This window comes from Bradyrhizobium sp. SZCCHNR1098 (assembly GCF_032489375.1).
Classification (GTDB): Bacteria; Pseudomonadota; Alphaproteobacteria; order Rhizobiales; family Xanthobacteraceae; genus Bradyrhizobium.
In genome coordinates this window covers 283647-303876 of the sequence record NZ_JAUEXY010000010.1, presented here as the reverse complement: position 1 = coordinate 303876, position 20230 = coordinate 283647, and the positions used below count along the sequence as shown (strand labels likewise).

The 20230-nt window shown below is 65.5% G+C and carries 23 protein-coding genes; 12 read left to right on the top strand and 11 right to left on the bottom strand.

All coding sequences use genetic code 11. The features are described 5' to 3' along the window. Positions 1-268: 268 nt before the first annotated feature. Entirely contained in the window at positions 269-1906 is a 1638-nt protein-coding gene (locus QX135_RS22435; protein ID WP_316180017.1) for an isocitrate lyase, read from the bottom strand. 144 nt (positions 1907-2050) lie between these two features. On the opposite strand from QX135_RS22435, the gene QX135_RS22430 reads away from it, so the two are divergent. The 4 genes from QX135_RS22430 (at position 2051) to QX135_RS22415 (ending at position 5171) form a co-directional block, all read left to right on the top strand. Next, positions 2051-3526 carry a short-chain fatty acyl-CoA regulator family protein gene (locus QX135_RS22430; protein WP_315774705.1) on the top strand — a complete coding sequence of 492 codons (1476 nt, stop codon included), beginning with the start codon at positions 2051-2053 and terminating at the stop codon, positions 3524-3526. 159 nt (positions 3527-3685) lie between these two features. Further along, positions 3686-4096: a hypothetical protein gene (locus QX135_RS22425; protein WP_315737883.1), complete on the top strand. Its 411-nt coding sequence runs from the start codon at positions 3686-3688 to the stop codon at positions 4094-4096. A gap of 137 nt (positions 4097-4233) precedes the next feature. After that, a complete protein-coding gene (locus QX135_RS22420; RefSeq protein WP_315737882.1) occupies positions 4234-4647 on the top strand; it encodes a response regulator in 414 nt (137 codons plus the stop codon). Between the two features lie 95 nt (positions 4648-4742). Continuing rightward, positions 4743-5171 (top strand): group II truncated hemoglobin, encoded by a 429-nt coding sequence (locus QX135_RS22415; protein ID WP_315737881.1) that lies wholly within the window; start codon positions 4743-4745, stop codon positions 5169-5171. Between the two features lie 12 nt (positions 5172-5183). On the opposite strand, the gene QX135_RS22410 is transcribed toward QX135_RS22415, so the two are convergent. The 5 genes from QX135_RS22410 to QX135_RS22390 form a co-directional block, all read right to left on the bottom strand. Next, the gene (locus QX135_RS22410) at positions 5184-5378 is read right to left on the bottom strand and encodes a hypothetical protein (RefSeq protein WP_315737880.1); all 195 of its coding nucleotides are present in this window, start codon (positions 5376-5378) and stop codon (positions 5184-5186) included. A 47-nt stretch (positions 5379-5425) separates the two neighbouring features. After that, positions 5426-5812, bottom strand: a complete 387-nt coding sequence (locus QX135_RS22405; protein WP_315712048.1) for an NUDIX hydrolase — start codon at positions 5810-5812, stop codon at positions 5426-5428. A 145-nt stretch (positions 5813-5957) separates the two neighbouring features. Continuing rightward, positions 5958-6830 (bottom strand): hypothetical protein, encoded by an 873-nt coding sequence (locus QX135_RS22400; protein WP_316234288.1) that lies wholly within the window; start codon positions 6828-6830, stop codon positions 5958-5960. Between the two features lie 267 nt (positions 6831-7097). Further along, positions 7098-7235 (bottom strand): hypothetical protein, encoded by a 138-nt coding sequence (locus tag QX135_RS22395; protein WP_315755519.1) that lies wholly within the window; start codon positions 7233-7235, stop codon positions 7098-7100. Between the two features lie 46 nt (positions 7236-7281). Beyond that, complete coding sequence (locus QX135_RS22390; protein WP_316234287.1) at positions 7282-7521, bottom strand: hypothetical protein; 240 nt, start codon at positions 7519-7521, stop codon at positions 7282-7284. Positions 7522-7843: 322 nt separating this feature from the next. Here QX135_RS22390 and QX135_RS22385 point away from each other — a divergent pair, with 322 nt between their 5' ends. Beyond that, a complete protein-coding gene (locus QX135_RS22385) occupies positions 7844-8197 on the top strand; it encodes a DUF6481 family protein (RefSeq protein WP_315737878.1) in 354 nt (117 codons plus the stop codon). A gap of 119 nt (positions 8198-8316) precedes the next feature. On the opposite strand, the gene QX135_RS22380 is transcribed toward QX135_RS22385, so the two are convergent. Continuing rightward, a complete protein-coding gene (locus QX135_RS22380) occupies positions 8317-8556 on the bottom strand; it encodes a pentapeptide MXKDX repeat protein (RefSeq protein WP_315797370.1) in 240 nt (79 codons plus the stop codon). Positions 8557-8920: 364 nt separating this feature from the next. On the opposite strand from QX135_RS22380, the gene dctP reads away from it, so the two are divergent. The 3 genes from dctP to QX135_RS22365 are packed head-to-tail and all read left to right on the top strand — an operon-like array spanning position 8921 to position 11847. Then, positions 8921-9943 (top strand): TRAP transporter substrate-binding protein DctP, encoded by a 1023-nt coding sequence (gene dctP / locus QX135_RS22375; protein ID WP_316180023.1) that lies wholly within the window; start codon positions 8921-8923, stop codon positions 9941-9943. 3 nt (positions 9944-9946) lie between these two features. Further along, entirely contained in the window at positions 9947-10492 is a 546-nt protein-coding gene (locus tag QX135_RS22370; protein ID WP_315737875.1) for a TRAP transporter small permease, read from the top strand. After that, positions 10489-11847 (top strand): TRAP transporter large permease, encoded by a 1359-nt coding sequence (locus QX135_RS22365; protein WP_315755523.1) that lies wholly within the window; start codon positions 10489-10491, stop codon positions 11845-11847. Before QX135_RS22370 ends, QX135_RS22365 begins: the two co-directional genes overlap by 4 nt. Before the next feature lie 94 nt (positions 11848-11941). Here QX135_RS22365 and QX135_RS22360 read toward each other — a convergent pair whose 3' ends face one another. From QX135_RS22360 to QX135_RS22350, 3 genes are read right to left on the bottom strand one after another with little or no spacing between them, the layout of a single operon-like run. Continuing rightward, positions 11942-12853 (bottom strand): hydroxymethylglutaryl-CoA lyase, encoded by a 912-nt coding sequence (locus QX135_RS22360; RefSeq protein ID WP_315774702.1) that lies wholly within the window; start codon positions 12851-12853, stop codon positions 11942-11944. Between the two features lie 23 nt (positions 12854-12876). Next, positions 12877-14883, bottom strand: a complete 2007-nt coding sequence (locus QX135_RS22355; RefSeq protein WP_316180025.1) for an acetyl/propionyl/methylcrotonyl-CoA carboxylase subunit alpha — start codon at positions 14881-14883, stop codon at positions 12877-12879. Positions 14884-14885: 2 nt separating this feature from the next. Then, on the bottom strand, positions 14886-16493 hold the full coding sequence (locus tag QX135_RS22350) for a carboxyl transferase domain-containing protein (RefSeq protein WP_316180027.1): 1608 nt from the start codon (positions 16491-16493) through the stop codon (positions 14886-14888). 328 nt (positions 16494-16821) lie between these two features. Between QX135_RS22350 and QX135_RS22345 the strand changes: the two genes are divergently transcribed. Both QX135_RS22345 and QX135_RS22340 read left to right on the top strand, forming a co-directional pair. Next, positions 16822-17454: a TetR/AcrR family transcriptional regulator gene (locus tag QX135_RS22345; RefSeq protein ID WP_316180029.1), complete on the top strand. Its 633-nt coding sequence runs from the start codon at positions 16822-16824 to the stop codon at positions 17452-17454. A 13-nt stretch (positions 17455-17467) separates the two neighbouring features. Then, a complete protein-coding gene (locus tag QX135_RS22340) occupies positions 17468-17953 on the top strand; it encodes an Lrp/AsnC family transcriptional regulator (RefSeq protein ID WP_315772148.1) in 486 nt (161 codons plus the stop codon). A 16-nt stretch (positions 17954-17969) separates the two neighbouring features. Here the strand turns inward: QX135_RS22340 and QX135_RS22335 are convergent, their stop codons facing one another. Then, positions 17970-18275: an ETC complex I subunit gene (locus QX135_RS22335; RefSeq protein WP_315737868.1), complete on the bottom strand. Its 306-nt coding sequence runs from the start codon at positions 18273-18275 to the stop codon at positions 17970-17972. A gap of 222 nt (positions 18276-18497) precedes the next feature. Here QX135_RS22335 and QX135_RS22330 point away from each other — a divergent pair, with 222 nt between their 5' ends. Together QX135_RS22330 and QX135_RS22325 are read left to right on the top strand one after the other, a co-directional pair. Next, entirely contained in the window at positions 18498-19640 is a 1143-nt protein-coding gene (locus QX135_RS22330; RefSeq protein WP_316180031.1) for an OpgC domain-containing protein, read from the top strand. Positions 19641-19813: 173 nt separating this feature from the next. Continuing rightward, positions 19814-20218, top strand: coding sequence for a translational machinery protein (locus QX135_RS22325; protein WP_315772149.1), 405 nt, complete (start codon positions 19814-19816; stop codon positions 20216-20218). Positions 20219-20230 lie beyond the last annotated feature (12 nt).

The window sequence follows — 20230 nt, the reverse complement described above, 5'->3', positions numbered from 1 at the left end:
TCCTCACCCTGAGGAGCCCGCCGCAGGCGGGCGTCTCGAAGGGCGAGGCCCGCGCTGTGGCCTCATGGTTCGAGACGCGCCGCAAGGGCGGCGCTCCTCACCATGAGGGGTGGGGGTCCGAGGCCGCCGCTGCACGTTGACCACGAGTAGCGCGCTTATGATGGGAGTATCGAGTTGCGCCTTGGAAAGCCTGCGCAAAAACAAAACCCGCCCGGAGCGGTGCCACTCCAGACGGGTCGTGTTAGTTCAACAATTCAGCAGGACTGTATCAGCCGAACTGGTTCATCGTGTTGTGCGCGCCGCCGGCCTTCAGCGCCTTGTCGCCAGCAAAGTACTCCTTGTGGTCGTCGCCGATGTCGGAGCCGGCCATGTTCTGGTGCTTGACGCAGGCGATGCCCTGGCGGATCTCGGCGCGCTGGACGTTCTTGACGTAGCCCAGCATGCCCTGCTCGCCAAAGTACTCGCGGGCGAGGTTGTCGGTCGAGAGCGCGGCCGTGTGGTAGGTCGGCAGCGTGATGAGGTGGTGGAAGATGCCGGCGCGCTTGGCCGAATCCGCCTGGAAGGTGCGGATGCGCTCGTCGGCTTCCTTCGCCAGCGGAGTGTCGTCGTACTCCGCCTTCATCAGCTCGGCGCGGTTGTACCTGCTGACGTCCTGGCCCGCCTCCTTCATCGCGTCATAGACCTGCCAACGGAAGTTGAGGGTCCAGTTGAACGACGGCGAGTTGTTGTAGGCGAGTTTGGCGTTCGGGATCACCTTGCGGATGCGGTCGACCATCTTGGCGATCTGCTCGATATGCGGCTTCTCGGTCTCGATCCACAGGAGGTCGGCGCCGTTCTGCAGCGAGGTGATGCAGTCGAGCACGCAGCGGTCCTCACCGGTGCCGGGACGGAACTGGTAGAGGTTGGAGGGCAGCCGCTTCGGCCGCAGCATCTTGCCGTCGCGGTTGATGATGACGTCGCCGTTGCGGGCGTTCGCAGGCGTCACCTCCTCGCAGTCGAGGAAGCTGTTATACTGGTCGCCGAGATCGCCGGGCTGGCTAGAGAAGGCGATCTGCTGCGTCAGGCCGGCGCCGAGCGAGTCGGTGCGGGTGACGATGATGCCGTCCTCGACGCCGAGCTCCAGGAAGGCGTGGCGGCAGGCGCGGATCTTGGCCAGGAAGACGTCATGCGGCACGGTGACCTTGCCGTCCTGGTGGCCGCACTGCTTCTCGTCGGAGACTTGGTTCTCGATCTGCAGCGCGCAGGCGCCCGCCTCGATCATCTTCTTGGCGAGCAGATAGGTCGCTTCCGCATTGCCGAAGCCGGCATCGATGTCGGCGATGACAGGGACGACGTGGGTCTGGAAGCCGTCGATCTTGGCGATGATCTCGGTCTCCTTCGCCTTGTCGCCGGCCTTGCGGGCTGCGTCCAGCGTGCGGAACAGATCATTGAGCTCGCGCGAGTCGGCCTGGCGCAGGAAGGTGTAGAGCTCCTCGATCAGCGCGGGCACCGAGGTCTTCTCGTGCATCGACTGGTCCGGCAGCGGGCCGAACTCGGAGCGCAGCGCCGCGATCATCCAGCCCGAGAGATAGAGGTAGCGGCGATCGGTCTTGCCGAAATGCTTCTTGATCGAGATCAGCTTCTGCTGCGCGATGAAGCCGTGCCAGCAGCCCAGCGACTGCGTGTACTTGGTGCTGTCCTCATCATAGGCGGCCATGTCGGCGCGCATCACCGCGGCGGTGTAGCGGGCGACGTCGAGGCCGGTCCGGAAGCGGTTCTGCAGGCGCATGCGCGCCACGGCCTCGGCGGTGACGCCGTTCCAGGTCGGCTGGGTCTCGAGCAGCGCACGCGCCGCCTCGACTTCGGCCTGATAGGACGCCGGCCCCTGGATGGCCTGATCGCTCAATCCACGCGGTTGGAAATTCATGTCCGTGATCCCTTGGTTAAGGACAACCTGGGACCTGTTGTAAGCACGCTGGGACGGCGGACCAGACATTGCGCGGAAAACTTGTCACACTTTACAAACATCTCGTGTATAGCTGTAAGGAGATTACAAGACCGGGATTTGGCCATGACCACCGCCACGGCACGATCGATCTTCATGGGCCCGCGCCTGCGCCGCCTCAGGCGCGAGCTCGGCCTGACCCAGGCCGACATGGCCGCGGACCTCGAAATCTCAGCGCCTTACGTGGCGCTTTTGGAGCGGAACCAGAGGCCGGTGACGGCCGACATGCTGCTGCGCCTCGCCCGGACCTACAAGATCGACCTGGCCGATCTGGCCGGCGACGGCGGTGCCGATCACACCGCGCGGATGCAGTCGGTCCTGAAGGACCCGATGTTCTCCGACATCGACATCCCCGCGCTGGAGATTTCCGACCTCGCGGTCAGCTATCCCGGCATGACCGAAGCCTTCCTGCGCCTCTACACGGCGTATCGCGAGGAGCAGCTCGCGCTGGCCGAGCAGCGCGCGCCGGCGCTGGCCGGCACAGCGCCGCGGCCGGGAAATGACGGTTTCGATGCCAACGATCCTGTTGCCGACGTCCGCCGCTTCCTCGCCGCCCGCCGCAACAACTTTGCCCAGCTCGACGATGCCGCCGAGCGCCTCGCCCAGGCCATCTTCCAGGGGCCGCCGACCGGGTCCCCGCAGGTCTCGGCGGGGCCGGCCGGCTTCATCGAGCGCTTTCGCGCGCGGCACAATCTCCAGGTCCGCTACATGCCGCCGAACGTCATGCTCGGCTCGCTGCGGCGGCTCGACCTGCACCGGCGGCAATTGCTGATCGAGGACTCGCTGGACAGCGCGAGCCTGAAATTCGAGCTCGCCCGGCAGCTCGCTTATCTCGAGCTCGATACCGAGATCGGCGCAGCGCTGGAGGACGGCAAGTTCGCGAGCAAGACCGCCGAGCTCTTGGCGCGGCGCGCGCTCGCGGCCTACGCGGCGGCTGCGATCATCATGCCCTATTCGATCTTCGCGAAGGCCGTCGATGCGAGGGCCTATGATCTCGAGGCGCTGGCGCGGCAGTTCGGCACCAGCTTCGAGCAGACGGCGCATCGCGTCACGACCCTGCAGAAGCCGGGCGCCGAGCGGATTCCGTTCTTCCTGATCCGCGTCGATCCCGCCGGCAACGTCTCGAAGCTGCTCGACGGCGCCGGCTTCCCGTTCGCGCGCCACGGCGGCGCCTGCCCGCTGTGGTCGGTGCACGGCATCTTCAAGACGCCGCGCCAGATCGTGACGCAATGGCTGGAGCTGCCGGACGGCCGCCGCTTCTTCTCGATCGCGCGCACGGTGACCGCCGGCGGCGGCTCCTACGGCGCCGTCCGCGTCGAGCGGGCGATTGCGGTCGGCTGCGCCGCCGAGCATGCGGGCCAGTTGATCTACACCCGCGACGGCCACGGGCCTGATGCCAACGCGCCGACGCCGATCGGCGTCGCCTGCCGAGTCTGCCACCGGCCGAAATGCGCGGCACGCTCGGCGCCGCCGATCGGGCGCGAGATCCTGCCGGACGATTTCCGGACGTCGTCGGTTCCGTTCGGCTTCTCGGCGGATTGAGCATGGGCCGGCAATGGAACAAGGAGCTGGTCGGCGGCCGGGATGGCGGGCGAAAATCCGCCAAAACGGGCTGCAAATCGGCTGGGACGCCATGGCCCTTGACGGAACAGCCATAAACCGGACAAAGATTGCGCCAAAATGTCGCGGCGGAGATTGGCCATGAGATACGTCGACGGCGCTGTGATGTTCCTCAGTCTGTGGCTGCTGGCATCGATGGTCCTCGACGCCGTGACGCCGCCCGAGCTGAACTTCTACATGATCGGACCGATCATTGCGCCGGCCGCGATCATCACCGGCTTCCTGTACTGGCTTCGCATCCCCTCCCGCGACTTCGTGCTGGCGTCCGCAGCCATCTGGATGGTCTGCGAGATGACGATGGAGATGATCACCCCCAAGCCGCTGTCGCCGCTGCTGGCGGTGGCCGCCGTCGCGCCGCTGTTGGTGGCCGGGATCCTCCTGCACGTCCAGCACTGGCGCCAATCGAGCGGCCGCTCGCCACCGCCCGCTTCGGCGCCGACGACCAATCTGCCGGGCTCCTCCAACGCGATGCCGGGCCGGCGGCCGTTCTGAGCCGCGCCGGCAATGGTGGATAGCGTGCAGCTGATCCTCCCGTTGTTCTACGGGACTGGATGTTTACGAGGAAATCAGAAACCCCCTCTTAAGCTCCGCCGGTCCATCAGAAGCCGACACACAGCCGCGCGGGGACCATGCTCAACGAACTTCTCGTGATCGAAGATGCCGACGTTCATCTGTCGATCCTGCGCAAGATCGCCGTGCAGGCGGGCTTTGCGACGACCGGCGTGAACTCGGTCGACGGCGCGATGAACGTGCTGCGCCGGCGCAGCTTCGAATGCATCACGCTCGACCTGAATCTGGGCGAGCGCTCCGGCACGGAGGTGTTGCAGCTGTTGGCGGACATCAAATCCCGCACGCCGGTGCTGATCATCAGCGGCTCCGACGATCAGACCCGGGACGTCACGGTCCGCGCCGGCAAGATCCTCGGCCTCAACGTCTATCCGCCGTTCTCCAAGCCGGTCGACCTCGCTTTGCTCCGACAGACGCTGCGCCAGATCGCCGCCGACACCGACCGGCAGCGCCGCGTCAAAGCCAGCATTCGCTAGCCCGAACGCTCGCTCGTTTTCCCGCTTGATCCAGATCAAGGCGCCATACCTCTGCCGCTTGTTGGCTGCAGAGGGACGAGCGGAAACGAGATGCGATGACGGCAGCGAATTCAGCCAACGAAGCAGAAGCAGTTGTGATCGAAGCGACGCCCTACGAGCTCGTGGGCGGCGAGGCTGGCGTGCGCCGTCTGGCGGAGCGCTTTTACACCATCATGGACCAAGAGCCCGGCGCCAGCCGCATCCGGGCGATGCACGACGCCGATCTTGGTCCGATCAAGCAGTTGCTGTTCGAATTTCTCAGCGGATGGCTCGGCGGGCCGGCGCTCTATTTCGAGCGGGCCGAGCATCGCTGCATCATGTCGGCGCACCGTCCGTATCCGATCGGCGACGCCGAGCGCGACGAGTGGATGACATGCATGCGCCGCGCGATGTTCGATTGCGACATCACCGGCGACATGTATGCACTGCTTGATCAAGCATTCCTGCGGATGGCGAACGCATTCCGGAGCCGCCAGGCGAGCTGACCGGAGCTCCCATCAGTCCGACTTGGTTGCGGCCTCCCGCGCGAGACGCTCGGCCCTGAGCCGCTCGCGGTTGGCGTAAAAGGCCCGCTGGGCCGCCTCGTGATCGCGCATGGCCTGCTCGGCATCAGCCCTGCGGGTGGCGTCACGCGCCCGACGCTCCTCCGGCGTGAGGACGCGAGGCTGTCTGTCTGTGCTATCGTAAGGCATGGGCAGATAACGCCCAAGCGGCCGGGATGTTCCCAGCATACGATGGTTCAGTCCGACTTTCGTGGAAACAGCTGGTCGCGGATGTAGCGCGACGTCGGCGTCAGGCTGAGTCCGTAGGGCTTCTGCCACACCGCGCGGTCGATCTCCTTCTTGTCTCCGATCTCCAGGCGCCCTTTGGCATGCTTGGCGATGAAGATGGCGTCGCTCATCTTGCGGCCCGACCGCTTATTCTTGGCGGTGACTTCCTTCCACAGCCGCAGGCGGCCGAGCTTGAGCTTCGGAAGCTCCTCCTTGATCTCGCGCTTCAGGCAATCCTTCGCCGTTTCCTGCGCGCGTTTGCGGCCGCCCGGAAACATCCAGCGTCCGTCGGCCCGGCGTCGGACCAGGAGAACCCTTCCGCCCTTGGCGGCAACCAGCTTGGACGCCTTGGTCATGGCCCCGAAGCTCTCACCTCTCGAACAATGAAGCGGAGTCTATCAAGATTCGCTCCCACTCCTGCTCCGGAGCTTTGCGGAGATTCGGCCAGGACCGCGCGTCCGCCGAGCAGGCTCGACCGCAGCGCTCCCCGTCGGCAGTGGCTCAGTAGCAGGAGCGCGGATCGACCGCGACATACTCTCCCGACGGATAACGATAGTAGCAATTGCCCTGCGACAGATAATAGCCTGGTCGCGCCGCAGCCGTCGCGCCGGCGATCGCGCCGGTGGCACCACCGAGCACGGCGCCCGCCGCGGCACCGCCCGCCTTGCCGGTGAGGATGCCGCCGAGCACCCCGCCGATGATCGCGCCCCCGAGCGCGCTGGCGCCCGGATCGACTTCGGCCGGAGGCGGCGCCGGCTCGTAGACAACCGGCGGGGGCGCCTCGTAGGCCGCCGACGGTGCATAGACCACATCGTCAGCATAGTCCTCCGACACGTAGGTCGGCGGCCCTTCCATGGGCTCGGGATAATAGTACCAGACGCCACCGACGTCCCACCACCAGCCGGGACGGCCGTTATGAACCTCATGACGCCAGCGGCCACCTTCCCAGCCGATCCGGCCGCGATAAGGCTGCCCACCATAGTCGCGCACGGCGACCCTGCCGTGCGCATAGCGCGCATCCGGTCCCCGCCCGATCGCCGCCGGACCCGGGCCTGCGGCGTAGCCGTGGCTGGCTCCCGGCGGACGTCCCTGGGGGGCAACGGCAGCCCGCGGCGGTGCGGCCGGCTGTGCTCCCTGCGGCTGGCCGGCCATGGGGCCGGCTTGCCGCGGAATCTGGACATGGGGCTGGCCGCCCGGTTGCCCACCCTGGGCTGGCGCTTGGCGGATGACACCCGGCGAGCGGACCTGGGGCGAATGCCCGGCGCCAGGACCAGCCTGGTCCTGGGTTTGCGCCCCGGCTTGGGCGGGGATCGCGACCGCAGTCAGGATTGCGATCGCGGGCAGCCACCGTGTGCTCTGGTTGGACAACGTCATTCTCCCCTACCCCTTTGATCGCCCGCCGTCTGCGTTGGTTGCCGCGCAGGGCGGGGTGCGATGCGGACTGATGACCCCGGCTCGCCGGCTTCGGCGTGTATGGTCCGGACACACCATAATTTGCGCGACAAACGGGTAAAATCCCGACTATTTTGCGGCCAAGTCAGCCTGCCGCGTCAGGTTAACCGAGACGCAGCCTGATTCGCCGCTCCGATCGTGCAACCTCGCTTGCGCGGTCTTGCCGATCCGGTTCGAGCTGATCGGCGGTCACCGGTCGGGCACGATCACGTTGCAGTTGGTTCGTCCCGACATCAGACAATCCTGCATCCGGCTTGCGGAGGTCAGGCTGCGGGCCAACCACAAGCCGAAGGCCACCACGACCGCCGCGAACACGAGTCCCGCCACGGCGCCGCGTCGCCCGTTATCCGGCCCCTGCGTACTCATCGGTGCCCTAGGCGGCCCGCAGGCCAGCGGCTTCACCGTGCGGTTGCTGCTGCTGCTGGCGCGATGCCGGCGAGATCGACTCGATCCGCGTGCAGCTCGTCACCCAGAACAGTTGCCCGCATTCCCATTCGGAACCCAGCACACCGGCCGAAACGGGCCTCGGGCGGGCGAGGACCGCGGTCATCACGCATGCGCTGACCACGAGAGCGAGGCCGAGCGCCATGCGCCCACGGCGAACAGAGGTCATGCCGGTCAACTCCGTTGGATGTCGCACCTGGGCGGTGCGCTGGTGCCGCGAGGCGTGAAGCGACTCACAGCCCGCCGACCTGCGTCAGCGACGGGGCTGCTTACATAGCCTCCGGCGAACGCCATGCAAGCGCCGGGCAAGTCGGATGTGGAGGAGCGGCGATAAAGCATTTGTCATCGACGCATGCGATCCTATACACACGGGCTCGCGTCGGCCTCCGCTCGTGTTCACGACATCGTGGAAGAATTGCCTGGCGGCGCGTGCAGCCCCTGACCGACCACACCCTGACCGAACACCCAACTAGCGAAGTGACGACGTCTCCATGAGAGGATTCAAGGAACCTGGATTTGCCGATCGGCAGAAGGCCGCACAGCAGGCCCGCCAGAGCATCGTGCAGAAGTTCAAATCGCAGCCGGGACCGGACGATCCCGAAGTCGTGAAGCGACGGCAGGAGCGCGAAGCCGCCGCCGCCCGCCGCGAGCAGCAGCGATTGGAGCGCGAGGCCGCCAAGGCCGAGCAGAAGCGTCTCGAGGAAGAGGCCAAGGCCGCCGAGAGTGCCCGGCTTGCGCGCGAGGCGGAAGAACAAGCCGCCCGTCTGGCCGAGATGGAAGCCGAGCAGAAGGCGAAGCGCGATGCGCGCTACGCCGCGCGCAAGGCCCGTGGAAAGAAGAAGTAAGCAGCGACGCTGCCACCACGAGACCTGCGTGTCGTCGCAGCCGGCATCGCTGCGATTCCTCATTCATCGGCGATGGGACTGATACGGTCGTCCCATCGCACGATGACGTGCGAGACGCGTCAGTTCTTCTTCATCATGCCGTCGTCCTTCTTCATCCCGTCCTTGGACATGGCATCGTCCTTCTTCATGGCGTCCTTCGCCATCGAGTCCTTCTTCATGCCGTCGTGGGACATCGCGCCCTTTTTCATCCCATCGTCCTTGCTCATCTTGTCCTCCGCGAATGCCGTCGGCGCGACGGCCACGTTGAACGCGAGTGCGGCAGCGGAGATTCCGAGGATGAGGCGGCTACGATTGGTCATGATGATCGCTCCTTCGTATGACGGGTTCGACGGCGACGGACGCGCCGTTCTTGGACATCGACGTTCCGATGAAGGCGATTGTTACGAGCGCGGACGAGAATCATTGTTCGATCAAATTTGACTCGAATGCGCCCTCTTCTGGAATCAACGACACAATTTTGCCCGGCAAAGCCATGTTAGTACAACCCGCGCAAGGGATTCACAGGCCGGCACGTGCGCCGCAGCATTATGTCGCTTCCCATGCATTTGGCCTCGAACGAACTGTCTAGTTCGGCTAGAGGTAAGTCCGGCAAATTGGCTGGTATAAGTCACGCCAACGAACCGGGGTCGGGAACCCAACCAAAAGTTGTCCAGGGGAAATCTCATGCTATCACGCCGTCATGTCATCGCATCCGCGCTCGCTGCGCCGGCCATTCTGCGTTTTGGAACCGGTACGGCCCACGCGGCAACGACGCTGAAGATCTCCCACCAGTTTCCCGGCGGCACCATCGACAAGGGCGATTTCCGCGACCGGCTCTGCCGGGTGTTCTCGGAGGCGGTTGCGAAACGCTCCGGCGGCGAGATCGCGACCGAAATCTATCCGAACTCGTCGCTGATCAAGACGGTGGCGCAGTTCTCGGCGATGCGGAAGGGCGCGCTCGACATCAGCCTCTATCCGATGCCCTATGCCGGCGGTGAGGTTCCCGAGACCAACATCGCGCTGATGCCGGGTCTGGTCACGACCTACGACCAGGGCATGCGCTGGAAGAACGAGCCGGTCGGCAAGACGCTGAGCGATTTTCTGGCGGACAAGGGCATCATCCTGCTGACCTGGGTCTGGCAGGCGGGCGGAGTCGCCAGCCGATCGCGGCCGCTGGTGACACCCGACGATGCCAAGGGCATGAAGGTGCGCGGCGGCTCGCGCGAGATGGACATGGTGCTGCAGACCGCCGGCGCCTCGGTGCTGTCGGTTCCATCGAACGAAATCTACACCGCGATGCAGACCGGTGCCTGCGATGCCGGCATCACCTCGTCGACCAGCCTGATCTCGTTCCGCCTGGAAGAGGTGTCGAAGGCCCTCACCTCCGGAGCCAAGGCGTCGTACTGGTTCATGCTCGAGCCGCTGATGATGTCCAAGGCCTCGTTCGACAAGCTGCCGAAGAACCAGCAGGACATCCTCCTCGCGGTCGGCGCGGAGATGGAGGCGTTCGGGCGCAAGGGCGCGCAGGACGACGACATCGAAGTTGCCAAGGTCTACGAAAAGGCGGGCGCCAAGGTTGTGGAGCTCGATGTCGAGACCGTCAACAAATGGCGCGACATTGCCCGTGACACGGCCTGGAAGGACTATGGCGGCAAGTCTGCGAACTGCGCCAAGCTCCTCAAGCTCGCCTCCGACGTCGCGGCCTGATTGATGCACGCGCCCGTTATCGATACCGAGGCCACGACAGCCATCGGCGCCAGCGGTCCGCTGGCGCCGCTCCAGCGTGTTGTCTCGCTACTCAATCGCATCATCGTCGTTCTGGCCGCGTTCGCACTGGTCGCGGCCTGCGTCATCCTGAGCTACAGCGTGGCGGGCCGTGCACTGTTCAAGGCCGCCAACTACTGGCAGGACGAAGCCGCCGTGTTCTTGCTCGTCGGCGCCACCTTCATGACTGCGGCCTATGTGCAGGAGCATCGCGGCCACGTCAGCATCGAAGCCTTCGTTGGGCTGATGTCGCCGCTCGCCAACAAGATCAGGCTCTGGCTGGTCGACGTCGCGAGCTTCTTGTTTTGTGCCTTCTTCACCTGGAAATCCTGGACCCTGACACACGAGGCCTGGGTCGATGGCCAGGTCTCGAATTCGATGTGGTCGCCGCCGCTGGCGATTCCTTACGGCCTGATGGCCGCCGGGATGACCCTGCTGTGCCTGCAGATGCTGCTGCAGATCGTGGCCCCGCTGACCGGAGCGCGTCGATGAGCGTGTTCGGAATTGGAGTTGCCTACGGACTCTCGACCCTGTTTGCGATGTTCGCGGGCATGCCGATCGCGTTCGCGCTCGGCGCCGTCGCCGTCGTATTCATGGCCATCTACATGCCGGCCGCGTCGCTCGATACCGTCACGCAGAACGTCTACGAGGAGATGGCGTCGATCACGCTGCTGTCGATCCCGCTGTTCATCCTCAAGGGTGCCGCGATCGGCCGTTCCCGCGCCGGACAGGATCTCTACTCCGCGCTGCATGCCTGGCTGCATCGCGTGCCCGGCGGATTGGGCGTCGCCAACGTGTTCGCCTGCGCGCTGTTCGCGGCGATGGCGGGATCGTCGCCCGCGACCTGCTCGGCGATCGGCTCGGCCGGCATTCCCGAGATGCGCAAGCGCGGCTATTCCGGCGGCTTCGCAGCTGGCATCATCGCCGCCGGCGGCACGCTCGGCATCCTGCTGCCGCCGTCGATCACGATGATCCTGTTCGCGATCGCCGCGGAGAAATCGCTGGGACGGCTGTTCCTGGCCGGCATCGGCCCCGGATTGCTGCTGGTCACGCTGTTCGGCGTCTATGCCGTCGTTCGCTTCCGCCAGGAATACGCGCGCGCAAAAACGGTCTATGAGAAGTCGGGCACCTGGTCGGACATCCTGATCAAGGACGAATACACGATGGCGCAGCGCTTCTCCGTGCTGCCCCGCGTGATCCCGTTCGTGCTGCTGCTGACCGGCGTCATGGTTGCGCTCTATGGCGGGCTGGCCACGCCGTCGGAGACGGCAGGTCTCGGCGGCATCCTGGCGCTGGTGCTGATTGCGATCATCTACCGAGTCTGGAGCCCGACCGACCTCGCGCCGATCATGAAGGCGACGCTGCGCGAGTCGACCATGCTGATGCTGATCATCGGCATGTCGCTCTTGTACTCCTACGTGATGAGCTACTTGCACATCTCGCAGTCGGTAGCGGAATACATCGTCGCGATGCATCTGCCGCGCTGGGAGCTGCTCGCCGCGATCCTGCTGATGGTGGTCGTGCTCGGCTTCTTCCTGCCGCCGGTGTCGATCATCCTGATGACGGCGCCGATCATCCTGCCGCCGCTGCGCGCGGCGAACTTCGACATCATCTGGTTCGGCGTGGTGATGACGATCGTCATGGAGATGGGCCTGATCCATCCACCGGTGGGTCTCAACATCTTCGTCATCAGAAACGTCGCGCCGGACATCCCGCTGCGGGAGGTGATCTGGGGCACGCTACCGTTCGTGCTGCTGATGATGGCCGCCGTGCTGCTGCTCTGCTTCGTGCCGCAGATCTCGACGGCGCTGCCGGATCTCGTGATGGGGCCGGATCTGAGCCGCTGACGCGGCGGCGAATGGCGAATAGGGAGTGGCGAATAGGGAATACGGCGATTCTGCCTTTCCCCGATTCGCTATTCCCTACTCGCTGTTCGTCCCCTCAGCCATTCGCTGCTCGCCTGTTCTTCGCATTCAGTGCCGCTGCAACACGGCTGACCGGTGGCCGGCCGAGCAGCCGGCTGATTTCGTTGGTGGCGGCCAGCAGTTTCGTCATGTCGACGCCGGTGCGGATGCCCATGCCTTCGAGCATGTAGACGACGTCCTCGGTCGCGACGTTGCCGGTCGCGCCCGGCGCGAACGGGCAGCCGCCGAGGCCGCCGGCCGCGGCATCGATGACGCGGACGCCCTCCTCCATGCCCGCATAGAGATTGGCCAGCGCCTGGCCGTAGGTGTCGTGGAAATGCATCGCCAGATGCGTCACCGGCACGTCGTCGCAGACAGCGCGCAGCATCTGCCTGGCCTTGAGCGGCGTGCCGACGCCGATCGTATCGCCCAGCGATATCTCGTAGCAGCCGAGGTCCCACAGCGCCTTCGCGACATCGGCGACGGCCTGCGGCCTGATCTCGCCTTCATAGGGGCAACCCAGCGCGCAGGAGACGTAGCCGCGCACCCGGATGCCGTCGGCCTTGGCGTGGGCGATCACCGGCTTGAAGCGCTCCAGCGACTCTTCGATCGAGCAATTGATGTTGGCGCGGGAGAAGCTCTCGGAGGCCGCGGTGAAGACCGAGATCACCTTGGCGCCGGCAGCGCGCGCCGCCTCATAGCCCTTCACGTTCGGCACCAGCACGTGGAATTCGCCGGGCAACGCGGCGACGCTGCGCATCACCTCGTCCGATCCCACCATCTGCGGGATTGCCTTGGGCGAGACGAAGGCGCCGACCTCGACCGTGGTCAGCCCTGCGTCCACCAGCGCACGGACAAAGGCGATGCGATCGGCCACGCTGATCGGCATCTTCTCGTTCTGCAGGCCGTCCCGCGGGCCCATTTCGATGATGCGCACGCTTTCGCTCATGCCGACCTCTTCGGGTTCGAGGATCAGGCGGACGGTTCGAGGTCCGCCAGTTCGACGCCTTCCTGCACGATGTCGCCGACCTTGCACTTGATCGCCTTGAGCCGGCCTGCGAACGGCGCCCGCAGGGTCTGCTCCATCTTCATGACTTCGAGCGTCAGGATCGCCGCGCCCTTCTCCAGGACCGCACCTTCCTGCGCGAGCAGCGCCACCACGGTCCCCGGCAACGGCGCCACGATCTTGTCCTCGCCGGCCTGCTCCTCGTCGTCACCGCCGAACGGATCGATCCAATGCAGATCGAAACGGCCGTTGCGGGTTCGCAGGTACAGCTCGTGGCCCTCGATGACGGCCACCACATGGGATTTGACGCCGTCGCGCACAAGGTCGAAGCCGCCGTCGTCGGTCGGAGTGACCGAGAACGAGCTCTCGCGGCCCTCGATCGACAGGCGCTGCACGCCCGGACCATAGGCCAGCGTCACCGTCCGCGACTCCGCTCCGGCGCCCTGGCGGAACGAGAACATGCGCTGCCGCAGTCCCACCGGCATCCAACCGGATGCGCGCCACGGCGATCCCTGCTCCTTCACGGCCACGGTCTGCTCGTCGATGAGAATGGCCGCGACGGCGGCACAGAGCTCGACGTCGCCGGCCACCGCCCCTGACTGGGTCAGATGCGTCAGATGGCGCTCGATGAAACCGGTGTCGATCGCGTTCGCCACGACGTCGGGATGCGTCAGCAGCGCCGACAGGAACGGGATGTTGCTGACGATGCCGCGGACGTCGGTGTCCTCCAGGCCGCGGTTGAGCCGCTCGATCGCGACCTCGCGGGTCGGCGCCCAGGCAATCATCTTGGCGAGCATCGCGTCGTAATAGGGCGAGACCGCATCGCCCTCGCGATAGCCGGCATCGATGCGCAGGCCGCCGGTTTCAGCAGGAAGCCGCCAGGTCTTGATCGTGCCGACTGAGGGCATGAAGTTCTTGGCGGGATTTTCCGCGTAGACGCGGGCCTCAATGGCATGACCATGCAACCGGATCTGGTCCTGCGTCAGCGGCAGCTCTTCGCCGAAGGCGACGCGCAACTGCCATTCGACGAGATCGACGCCGGTGATCAACTCGGTGACGGGATGCTCGACCTGCAGGCGTGTATTCATCTCGATGAAGAACACGTCGCGGCCGTCGGAGACGAACTCGATGGTGCCGGCGCCGACATAGTTCACCGCGCCCGCCGCGCGCCTCGCCGCCGCGCAAACCGTCTCCCGCTGCTCCGGCGTCAGCGTCGGCGACGGCGCCTCCTCGACCACCTTCTGGTGCCGACGCTGCAAGGTGCATTCGCGCTCGAACAGCGACACCAGATTGCCGTGGCTGTCGCCGATGATCTGCACCTCGATGTGGCGCGGGTTCTGGACGAATTTCTCGATCAGCACACGGTCGTCGCCAAACGCCGCTTTGGCCTCGCGCTTGGCGCTGGTGACGGCATCGCTCAGATCGCCGGCCGCGTGGACCACGCGCATGCCGCGTCCGCCGCCGCCGGCGGAGGCCTTGATCAGCACGGGGAAGCCGATCCGCGCGGCTTCATTGGCGAGCGTCGCCTCGTCCTGCGCCTCGCCGTGATAGCCGGGCACCAGCGGCACGCCCGCCTGCTCCATCAGGAACTTGGAGCCGGATTTCGAGCCCATCGCGGTGATCATCGCCGCGGTCGGGCCGACGAACACCAGCCCCGCGTCGAGACAGGCCTGCGCGAACTCGGCGCTTTCGGACAGAAAGCCGTAACCGGGATGAACGGCCTCGGCACCGGTCTGCCTGGCGGCCTCGATCAGCCGCTCGATGTTGAGATAGGAGTCGCGGGCACGCGCGGGGCCGAGCAGCACGGCTTCGTCGGCGAGCGCGACATGCAGCGCGTTGCGGTCGGCCTCCGAATAGACGGCGACGGTCTTCAACCCCATCGCGCGCGCCGTGCGGATGACGCGCACGGCGATCTCGCCGCGGTTGGCGATCAGGAGCTTGCGGAAACGGCGATACAATCCGGGACGAACCATGATCACATCCTGAACAGGCCGAACCTGGTCGGCTCGACCGGGCCATTGGCGGCGGCAGACAATCCGAGCCCGAGCACGAGGCGGGTATCGGCGGGATCGATCACGCCGTCGTCCCACAGCCGCGCCGTCGCGTAGTAGGGATTGCCCTGGGCCTCGTATTGCGCACGGATGGGGCTACGGAATTTCTCTTCCTCCTCCGTGGGCCAGCTCTCGCCCTTGGCCTCGATGCCATCGCGGCGGACCTGGCTCAGCACCATCGCCGCCTGCTCGCCGCCCATTACCGAGATGCGCGCGTTCGGCCACATCCAGAGGAAGCGCGGCGCATAGGCGCGGCCGCACATGCCGTAGTTTCCGGCGCCATAGGAGCCGCCGATCACGACGGTAAACTTCGGCACCGCGGCGGTCGCGACCGCCGTGACCAGCTTGGCGCCGTCGCGTGCGATGCCCCCGGCCTCGTATTTCTTGCCGACCATGAAGCCGGTGATGTTCTGCAGGAACACCAGCGGGATGTTGCGCTGGCAGCACAGCTCGATGAAGTGCGCCCCCTTCAGCGAGCTCTCGCTGAACAGGATGCCGTTGTTGGCGATGATGCCGACCGGATGGCCCCAGATATGCGCGAAGCCGCACACCAGCGTCTGGCCGTAGAGCTTCTTGAACTCGTCGAACTCCGAGCCGTCGACCACCCGCGCGATGATGTCGCGCACGTCGAACGGCTTGCGGCCATCGACCGGCACGACGCCGTAGATCTCTTCCGCCGTGTAGCGCGGCTCGCGCACCTCGCGCATGTTCAGCGCGCTGCGTGCGCCCGGCGGCTTCAGCGTGCCGACGATGCGCCGTGCGATGCCGATCGCGTGCGCGTCGTTCTGCGCATAGTGGTCGGTGACGCCCGACTGGCGTGAATGCACGTCGGCGCCGCCCAGCTCCTCGGCGCTGACGACCTCGCCGGTTGCCGCCTTCACCAGCGGCGGGCCGCCCAGAAAAATTGTGCCCTGGTTGCGCACGATGATGCTCTCGTCCGACATCGCCGGCACATAGGCGCCGCCCGCCGTGCACGAGCCCATCACGATCGCGATCTGCGGAATGCCGGCCGCCGACATCTGCGCCTGGTTGTAGAAGATGCGGCCGAAATGCCGCTCGTCGGGGAAGATCTCGTCCTGCAGCGGCAGGAACGCACCACCCGAGTCGACCATGTAGACGCAGGGTAGATTGTTCTGCCGGGCGATGTCCTGGGCACGCAGATGCTTCTTCACCGTCATCGGGTAGTAGGTGCCGCCCTTGATGGTGGCGTCGTTGGCGACGACGACGCATTCACGGCCGGCAATGCGGCCGATGCCGGTGACGATGCTGGCCGAGTGGACGTCGCCGCCATAGAGCCCGTGTGCGGCCAATGGCGACAGTTCGAGGAACGCCGTTCCGGGGTCGAGCAGCAGGTCGACGCGCTGGCGCGCCAGCATCTTGCCGCGCGACAGGTGCCGGTTGCGCGAGGCTTCGCCGCCGCCCTCAGCGACCTGCGCCAGCTTTGTTCTGAGGTCGGCGACCAGCCCGCGCATGGCGTCGGCATTACGGGCGAAATCGGAGGACGATGGATCGATCGTGGAATGAAGCGTCATGACCGGCGTCTTCGTTGCGAGGCTGGAGGGGGAAGCCGTGGGAGCACGCGTCAGAGCGGTCGCGGCCGTCCAGGCCGCTGCGAGCCCGGGTGTACCATCTTTGCCCGCATGCTGTCCTCCCTGCCCGCCGGCGGCCCGGTTTGCGGCCATCCGTCCCTCTCGAATTAAACGATCATACGTTTTTAAATTCTATTCTCAAGCGGATTGTTGTAGGGTCCGGGGCGAGCAGCATTTGCTTGAGACCACGGAATTTTCAGACTTCACTACGGGACCCCCTACCGTGGCGGATCCGCCGCGATCGGCACCGGGACGGTCCAGCGAGGACGAGATGGCGCGCACGATCGGGTCGCATGGTCCGACGACGATGGAGGCGATCCGCAAGGCCGGCCTGCGGCTGATCTTCCAGCACGGCTATGAGGCCATGAGCCTGCGCCAGCTCGCCGCCGAGGTCGGCATCCAGCCAGGCTCGCTCTACAATCACATCAGCACCAAACAGGAGCTGCTGGCGGAGCTGATCCAGGACCACATCAACAACCTCCTGCGCGAGCTCGACCAGGCGCTGCGCGGCACCCAGGGTCCGGTCGAACGTCTCAGGGCGTTCGTCGCCTTCCACGTCGGCTATCACATGACCCGAAAGCGCGAGGTCTTCATCGCCAACTCGGAGCTGCGCAGTCTCGAGCCCCGCAACTATGAGGCGGTGGTGGCGCTGCGCGGCGCCTATGAGCGCCGGCTGGCCGACATCCTCAGCGACGGTGTGGCGCAAGGCGTGTTCGACGTCGACGACATCCAGGTCGCGACCTTTGCCATCATCGCGCTCTTGACCGGGCTGTGCAGCTGGTACCGTCCAGGCGGCCGGCTCAGCAAGGAGACGATCATCGCGGCCCATGAGAAGCTCGTCCTCTCCGGCGTCATGCCGCCTGCGCAGGCCGGCGGCGGCCGGCCTGATCACCCGACCGGCTGAACGGGCCGCGCCGATGGCTGGCAGCCCGGAGCTCGACGCGATCGATCGCAGGATCCTGGCGGAGCTCCAGGCCGACGGCCGGATCCGCATCAATGAGCTCGCCGGCCGGGTGGGGATCTCGCATCCGAACTGCCTGCGCCGCGTGCGGACGCTGCGCAATAGCGGCGTGATCAAGTCCATCCGCGCCAGCATCGACGAGCGGTCGCTGGGCTATGAGGTGGTAGCGTTCGTGTCGATTCAGCTCGACAGCCAGCACCAGACGGCGCTGGAGGCGTTCGAGGCCGCGATCGTACCGTTGCCCTGGGTCCAGCAATGCTGGCGGCTGTCGGGAGATGCGGATTTTCTGCTGAAATGCGTGTCGACCGGGGTCGAAGGCATGAGCCGCCAGCTCCGCCAGTTCGCCGCCCTGCCCGGCGTCCGGTCCATCAGGAGCTTCCCGGTGCTCGGCCTGTCCAAGGACGCGCCGCTGCCCATCCCCGGCGGGCTGCTGAACGGATGATGGCCGTGTCGGCCCCTCAATGCGTCCAAGGCTCGCCGCGGCGGAACGAGAAATTGTCGGCATAGGCGATCTGCCGCTTCACCGGCTCCTTCGGCTCGATCACCTCATAGGGAATGCCCTTGCGTTCGCAATAGGCGATCGCCTCGTCCTTGGTGTCGAAGCGCAAGGTGACCTGCTGCTTCATGTCCGAGGACGACGTCCAGCCCATCAGCGGCTCGACCGAACGCGGCTGCTCCGGCTCATAATCCAACTGCCAGTCCCGGGTCTTGGCCTTGCCCGATTGCATCGCGTTCTTGGCGGGCTTGAAAATGCGTGCGGTCATGGCTGGTAGAGCCCCTGGAAGCTGCGGTCGTCATGCGTTTGGCGGAAACGGCCGGGATGGGTTACAGGCAAGCTTCAGCACGGAACGGTGATTCCCATCCTGGACATGACCGTTTATCGTGCTCCGTATAGTCATTCTGCCGTCCCGTGACAATCTCGGTCGACTGCCACGGCGCCTCTGCCCCCCGACGTTTTCCATTCAAAACAGTGCGTTGAAGCGGCCATGAAAATCAATGCCACGCTGCCCGAGCGAGGGCGCGACCTTCGGCTCGACCTGTTTCGCGGAATCGCCAACTGGGCGATCTTTCTCGATCACATCCCCGACAATGTGGTGAACTGGATCACCACGCGGAATTACGGCTTCAGCGACGCCGCCGACCTGTTCGTCTTCATCTCCGGCTATACCGCCTCGTTCGTCTATGCGCGCATGATGATCGACCGCGGCTTCATCGTCGGCGCCACCCGGCTGTTCAAGCGGGTGTGGCAGCTCTACGTCGCCCACATCGTGCTGTTCGTGATCTATATTGTGGCCATCAGCTATCTGGCGACGCGCTTCGGCGTCTCCGAGATCATCGACGAGTTCAACGTCGCGGGCCTCGTCGACCACGCCAGCGATACGCTGGCCCAGGGGCTGATCCTGAAGTTCAAGCCGGTCAATCTCGACGTGCTGCCGCTCTACATCGTGCTGATGGGCTTCTTCCCGCCGGTGCTGTGGATGATGCTGCGCCAGCCCGACCTGACCATGATCGCCTCGATGGTGCTCTGGCTCGTGGCGCGGCAGATGGGTTGGAATTTTGCGGCCTACCCGGCCGGCACCTGGTACTTCAATCCGTATTGCTGGCAGGTGCTGTTCGTGTTCGGCTCATGGTGCGCGCTCGGCGGCGCCCGCCGCTCGATGGGCATCATCATGGCGCCGGCCACGCTCTATTTCTGCATCGCCTACATGGTGCTCGCACTGGTCATGACGATGGCCGGCCGCTTCCCTGAGCTCGGATCGATGTTTCCGAACTGGCTCTATTCGGCCTTCAATCCCAACGACAAGACCAATCTCGCGCCGTACCGCTTCCTGCATTTCGTGGTGATCGTCATTTTGGTCATCCGTTTCGTGCCGAAGGAATGGCCGGGCCTGGAGTGGAAGGCGCTCGATCCCCTCGTCGTCTGCGGCCAACAGTCGCTGGCGGTGTTCTGCGTCGGCGTGTTCCTGTCCTTCATCGGCCACTTCACCCTGATGCTGAGCTCAGGTTCGCTGCTGGCGCAGATCCTCGTCAGCGCGGCGGGCATCGCGATCATGACCACCGTGGCCTACTACATCTCCTGGTCGAAGCGGCAGGACAAGCCGCTGCCGAAGCCGCCTGCGCCGAAGTAAACCCCGCACATCAGGGGCGCGGGGGTGGTCCGCGCGTCCGTTGACCTGCATCAAGCCGGCCACGATCGGGCTCGCTAAGGTTTGCATCACAAGGGGTGCCGCCTTCCGCGGTGCGCGTTCCCTGGCGAACGCACAAGGCCGCCACGCGGCAATTTGCTGACAAGGACCAGAACATGCCGACTCATTTCCATGCCGTCGTGTGGCTCGATCACAGCGAGGCCAAGGTGTTCCATATCGGACTGACCGGTGCCGACGAGCTGACGCTGCATCCACACCTGCAGACCAAGCATCTGCACCACAAGGCCAACGAGATCGGCAGCGGCCACGCGGCGCCCGACAAGAATTTCCTCGAGGAGGTCGCTCACGCGCTCGATGACGCCGGCGAGATCCTGATCATCGGTCCGGCCAGCGCCAAGACCGAGCTTGCCAAGTACCTGCACGAGAAGCATCCTGCGGTCGGAAAGCGCATCGTCGGCGTCGAGGTTGCCGATCACCCGACCGATCGCCAGATCGTCGCCTATGCCAAACAGCACTTCAAGATGGCTCCGCCCCGCGTGGCGACTGGCACTGCGGGCTAAGTATAGCCTTTC

Coding starts and splice junctions, on each gene's coding strand:
- QX135_RS22370 (WP_315737875.1), top strand. CDS start 9,947: ATGCACGCGCCCGTTATCGATACCGAGGCCACGACAGCCATCGGCGCC.
- QX135_RS22330 (WP_316180031.1), top strand. CDS start 18,498: ATGAAAATCAATGCCACGCTGCCCGAGCGAGGGCGCGACCTTCGGCTC.
- QX135_RS22400 (WP_316234288.1), bottom strand. CDS start 6,830: ATGACGTTGTCCAACCAGAGCACACGGTGGCTGCCCGCGATCGCAATC.
- QX135_RS22390 (WP_316234287.1), bottom strand. CDS start 7,521: ATGACCTCTGTTCGCCGTGGGCGCATGGCGCTCGGCCTCGCTCTCGTG.
- QX135_RS22435 (WP_316180017.1), bottom strand. CDS start 1,906: ATGAATTTCCAACCGCGTGGATTGAGCGATCAGGCCATCCAGGGGCCG.
- QX135_RS22430 (WP_315774705.1), top strand. CDS start 2,051: ATGACCACCGCCACGGCACGATCGATCTTCATGGGCCCGCGCCTGCGC.
- QX135_RS22410 (WP_315737880.1), bottom strand. CDS start 5,378: ATGCCTTACGATAGCACAGACAGACAGCCTCGCGTCCTCACGCCGGAG.
- QX135_RS22350 (WP_316180027.1), bottom strand. CDS start 16,493: ATGACGCTTCATTCCACGATCGATCCATCGTCCTCCGATTTCGCCCGT.
- QX135_RS22385 (WP_315737878.1), top strand. CDS start 7,844: ATGAGAGGATTCAAGGAACCTGGATTTGCCGATCGGCAGAAGGCCGCA.
- QX135_RS22405 (WP_315712048.1), bottom strand. CDS start 5,812: ATGACCAAGGCGTCCAAGCTGGTTGCCGCCAAGGGCGGAAGGGTTCTC.
- QX135_RS22380 (WP_315797370.1), bottom strand. CDS start 8,556: ATGACCAATCGTAGCCGCCTCATCCTCGGAATCTCCGCTGCCGCACTC.
- QX135_RS22345 (WP_316180029.1), top strand. CDS start 16,822: ATGGCGCGCACGATCGGGTCGCATGGTCCGACGACGATGGAGGCGATC.
- QX135_RS22325 (WP_315772149.1), top strand. CDS start 19,814: ATGCCGACTCATTTCCATGCCGTCGTGTGGCTCGATCACAGCGAGGCC.
- QX135_RS22425 (WP_315737883.1), top strand. CDS start 3,686: ATGAGATACGTCGACGGCGCTGTGATGTTCCTCAGTCTGTGGCTGCTG.
- QX135_RS22355 (WP_316180025.1), bottom strand. CDS start 14,883: ATGGTTCGTCCCGGATTGTATCGCCGTTTCCGCAAGCTCCTGATCGCC.
- QX135_RS22360 (WP_315774702.1), bottom strand. CDS start 12,853: ATGAGCGAAAGCGTGCGCATCATCGAAATGGGCCCGCGGGACGGCCTG.
- dctP (WP_316180023.1), top strand. CDS start 8,921: ATGCTATCACGCCGTCATGTCATCGCATCCGCGCTCGCTGCGCCGGCC.
- QX135_RS22365 (WP_315755523.1), top strand. CDS start 10,489: ATGAGCGTGTTCGGAATTGGAGTTGCCTACGGACTCTCGACCCTGTTT.
- QX135_RS22335 (WP_315737868.1), bottom strand. CDS start 18,275: ATGACCGCACGCATTTTCAAGCCCGCCAAGAACGCGATGCAATCGGGC.
- QX135_RS22415 (WP_315737881.1), top strand. CDS start 4,743: ATGACGGCAGCGAATTCAGCCAACGAAGCAGAAGCAGTTGTGATCGAA.
- QX135_RS22340 (WP_315772148.1), top strand. CDS start 17,468: ATGGCTGGCAGCCCGGAGCTCGACGCGATCGATCGCAGGATCCTGGCG.
- QX135_RS22420 (WP_315737882.1), top strand. CDS start 4,234: ATGCTCAACGAACTTCTCGTGATCGAAGATGCCGACGTTCATCTGTCG.